General features: G+C 68.5%; 1 protein-coding gene and 1 pseudogene. One reads left to right on the top strand and one right to left on the bottom strand.

All coding sequences use genetic code 11. The features are described from left to right. A pseudogene (locus tag A5780_RS27455) lies at positions 1 to 755 on the bottom strand (hypothetical protein); the annotation flags it as partial. Positions 756 to 827: 72 nt separating this feature from the next. Between A5780_RS27455 and A5780_RS42230 the strand changes: the two are divergent. Next, positions 828 to 1,020: toprim domain-containing protein (locus A5780_RS42230; RefSeq protein ID WP_231983112.1), on the top strand; the 193-nt coding region annotated here is incomplete at its 3' end.

Raw genomic sequence — 1,020 nt, 5'->3', positions numbered from 1 at the left:
CGGTCTTGGGCGGTGGCCAGACGAGACTTGGCGGCGCGTTCCTGTTCGGCGGCGGCCATCTTCGCCGCCAGCTTCGGGGTCATGTCCTCGTCGACGGTGACCTTCCCGCTGGACAGGTCGACCTCCACACCCCACCGCTGCTTGATGTGGCTGGCCAGCTCGACCGCCGCGCGCCGCGCGGTGTCGGACTCCTCGGACCAGGTCACAGCCTCGTGCAGCGCGACCGCGACCTCACTGCGCGACAGGCGATCCCAGCCCGTCTTGCGTATCTTCTCCAGCGCGGTCTCGGCGGCCTTGCGTTGCGCGGCGAGCGCCGCGGCCTGCTCACGAGCCTTCTTCGCGTCGCGCTGCTCCTGCTCCTTCAACGCCTCACGGCGACGCCGGGCACTCTCATTGGCGCGGGTCAACACGTCCTGCATCAAGCCGCGGATCAACATCGCGAATTTGGAGCCGATGTGATCAATGGTGTCGTCGTGGTGGTGGCCGGCCTCCTGGCCGTGCAGGCCGGACAGGTTGACCGTGGAATTTCCGGACATGAAAGAACCTCCGACAGAGTCGTTGTGATCAGGTGAGAGGGGTGAGGCATCGGCCGAGAGATCGGTCGATGCCTCACCGACGAAAGGGACGGCCCCGGCCTCCGACCGGGCGGCGCTCGTGGCGGTGTGAGGGTCCAGATACGGGACTGGGGCGAGTTCGCCGACGTGGTGACCGGCCTCGATGTGGTCGGTGAGGTCCTTGCCTGTGGCCGCACGCATGACCCGCACCGACCCCACCCGCCCAGTCAGGGAGGCCATCACCTTCTCGGCGCGGCGGTAGCCGGGTGCGTCGTGGTCGGCGACGATGACGACCTCGGCGGCGCCATCGAGCCATTTCGCGTGCTCGCCGCCGTCGCGGCTGGTGAGCCGATCTACATCTGCGAGGGCGAAAAAGACGTCCTGACCGCCGAGTCCGCCGGTCTGACCGCGACCACCAACGCCGGTGGCGCGCTGGCGTGGACCGGCGAGCACGCGAAATGGCTCG

The sequence above is a fragment of the Nocardia sp. 852002-20019_SCH5090214 genome (assembly GCF_001665865.1).
In the GTDB taxonomy this organism is placed as follows: domain Bacteria; phylum Actinomycetota; class Actinomycetes; order Mycobacteriales; family Mycobacteriaceae; genus Nocardia; species Nocardia nova.
This window is presented reverse-complemented; position numbering and strand designations above follow the sequence as displayed.